We start from the raw sequence: 2965 nt of genomic DNA, 5'->3' as shown, positions 1-2965 counted from the left end.
AAATTCTAGACTGACATGTTATCAAAACCTTCCACTCCGCGCCCCAGCCTAACTGTCAGGTCAACGCGGACGCAACCAAGGGCCATGCCTTCGGCATTCTCATGGCCCTTGGTTGTGCCCTACGCCCTGCCGGGCTCCGGCGCCGGTTACCTTGGTAGTTAGGCCTTCGTTTCCGGAACTCTCTGGAAGTCAAATGAGCGATTTTCGGAAGGCTCTGGAATCTTGGTTTGGTGCCCACGGCATGGGCTTTTTGAACGGTTTCAACGCGCATCAAAACTGCAGCACGGCACGCAGGGGGTCTTACTTTCACCGCTCTGGTTGGCCGTCTGTCCTTCGGCAGCCTGCTCGCCAAACAGCGGCGCTCAAGTGCCACACGCCATCGGCCTTGCGGGCTGCCTGTCCTGCGGCAGTCAGCTCAACGTCCAGGGGCGCCAAAGTGCCATTCGCCATCGGCCTTTTGGCTCAACTACGTCGGTGGTCTTCCACCAGGCCGAGGCGTCTGGCACACTGCTCTCAAACATCAAAGGGAGCGTCTGTGCAGCATCACTGTTCATCGAACCATGGCACGTTTGCCGTGTGTTCCGCGCCCTCTCCTTCGCGCCACAGCCTAACTCGGCGGTCAACGCGGACGCAACCAAGGGCCATGCCTTCGGCATTTTCATGGCCCTTGGTTGTGCCCTCCGCCCTCACGGGCTCCGGCGCCGGTTACCTTGGTAGTTAGGCTTTTTCTGAACACACAAGTTCGGAAGCGCTGCCTTATTTTAAGATGCATCAAATGCAGACAAATGAATACGAAAAAAATAATTTCTGGCCACATTGCCACAATTCAAATATCCGCATCTGTTGCATTTTTGGCAACTGCAATATACATGACAGTAGGCCTCTTCATCGACAGAGAAAATAATCTCAATGCACTTGGCCTTATTATTTTTCCGCCGATCGCATCTTTTTTTGGCTCAGCATTTTTCCTTCTTCAGTTTATTGAGCTCGACCCTAAAAGGGGCCTCCTGATCATAAGAAACTTTAGGTCTCTGTTCCGCAAAGTTACAGTGCCTTTGTCAGCGATCGAGCACATGGAGTGGCGCCCCTGGCACTCAATGCCCAATGGAGTGATGGACCTACTGTTTGTGCAATTCAAAAATTCAAAAAACACCAAAAGCACGGAACTCATCATACTAAGCGAAAGGCTTGGATCTCCATTTGAGGATGGAAAATCAAGTTTATTCCATCAAGTCAAATATTTTGTCACCACAAAAAACCCAAAAATCAAATTATCCGGATTGTTCCTAAACGCGTGAAATGGCAACAAAGCGTGAAGATCATAACTGAATCCAAAGTTTCAGAAATTTCACCTTAAAGACCTTCCACTCCGCGCCACAGCCTAACTGTCAGGTCAACGCGGACGCAACCAAGGGCCATGCCTTCGGCATTTTCATGGCCCTTGGTTGTGCCCTCCGCCCTGACGGGCTCCGGCGCCGGTTACCTTGGTAGTTAGGCTCCGCAGATTCGACAAGCACGAGCATCTAGTCCAAGCTTGCTACATACAACTCTGCTCATGAACATCTCGATTTCTCAGGGTCTTTTCTGGCTATTCGCGGGAGCTGGCGCCATCTCTTGGTACTTGGTTATGCGCTTCATAGGTGAGGCGCAAAGAAGCGGCACACTTAGCGACAGGCAGCTCGAAGCAATTAGCGGCCTGCTGATCTCAGGAAGCGGTGGGGGCAAAAGCCAATGGGCAGCCCTCTCCTTCATTTTGGAACGTGGTTACAGTGGCGTAGATGACGCCAGCACCGTTAGAGCTGGCGACCGAGCTAGGTTAAGCTGGTTTGTCACGTTTGGTCTTATGATCTGCACCGGTCTATCGCTCATGGTCTATGGTTGGTAGGTCTGCCGCAAGACAGTCCTCTATGCAATGTCAAAGCGCGGATTGATACGTGAAGTTCAATACCAAAAATGCAGGCAGCCGTACTACACAAACCTTCCACTCCGCGCCCCAGCCTAACTGTCAGGTCAACGCGGACGCAACCAAGGGCCATGCCTTCGGCATTCTCATGGCCCTTGCTTGTGCCCTCCGCCCTCACGGGCTCCGGCGCCGGTTACCTTGGTAGTTAGGCCGCAGAACAACATGATCCACTTCTCGCTCACTCACGCTGACTTCGTACGGTTTCAAAAACTGGTAGCGCGCCGGTTTCAGCGCCACCAGGGGTTGTTGTCTGCACAGTTCGGCTTACGCGTGGTCATTTGGCTGTGCATTGGCCTGGCTTGTGCCACTTACGCGCGCCTCTACCGCGAGTGGCCAGAGATTTCTGGGCCGTTGGCTGTTATCGGCGTCGCTGGGGCACTGGCATTGGCTCTCGCGGTTATGCAGCCACAGCTGTCACAAGCACTGCTGAGAAAGCGTGCTCTCTTGCCCAACGGCGCGTTTCTCTCGCCACAGGTGATGTCGTTTAACTCGGATGGGCTGCGGATAGAAACACAAAGGGGCACGACCGAAACATTTTGGATGAGCTTCCTGGATTGGGATGCGGACGACACAAACTACTACTTGTTCATTGATGCAATCCAAGCTGTGATCGTCCCTCGCGCTGCGCTAGGAGAACAGCTTGCTCAATTCGAGCAATTCACTCGTCACATTGCCCAGAAGTGAAGCTATGGAAGCGCAGCCTCTCCTGCCACCAGGCGTGGATTGACACGTGAAGTGCAACACTCAAAACTACAGGTAGTAGTAATGCACAAACCTTCCACTCTGCGCCCCAGCCTAACTGTCAGGTCAACGCGGACGCAACCAAGGGCCATGCCTTCGGCATTCTCATGGCCCTTGGTTGTACCCTCCGCCCTCACGGGCTCCGGCGCCGGTTACCTTGGTAGTTAGGCTCTTCGCAAACACAGGCATCTGCCCATTCGTTAGGCTCTCATCAACTTGTGCCGTCAGGCAATATTTTTTTTCATGGGCTACTACGACACC

Annotated in this window: 2 protein-coding genes; both read left to right on the top strand. The window is 53.4% G+C overall.

Going from position 1 to position 2965, the window contains the following annotated elements:
- Nucleotides 1–785: 785 nt before the first annotated feature.
- The gene (locus WNB94_RS17070; protein WP_341391574.1) at nucleotides 786–1298 is read left to right on the top strand and encodes a hypothetical protein; all 513 of its coding nucleotides are present in this window, start codon (nucleotides 786–788) and stop codon (nucleotides 1296–1298) included.
- An 827-nt stretch (nucleotides 1299–2125) separates the two neighbouring features.
- Nucleotides 2126–2647 carry a YcxB family protein gene (locus WNB94_RS17065; RefSeq protein WP_341391573.1) on the top strand — a complete coding sequence of 174 codons (522 nt, stop codon included), beginning with the start codon at nucleotides 2126–2128 and terminating at the stop codon, nucleotides 2645–2647.
- Nucleotides 2648–2965: the final 318 nt, after the last annotated feature.

The sequence above is a fragment of the Aquabacterium sp. A3 genome, assembly GCF_038069945.1.
In the GTDB taxonomy this organism is placed as follows: Bacteria; Pseudomonadota; Gammaproteobacteria; order Burkholderiales; family Burkholderiaceae_C; genus Aquabacterium.
Note: the sequence above shows the minus strand (reverse complement) of the source record. Positions and strands in the feature narration are given on the sequence as shown.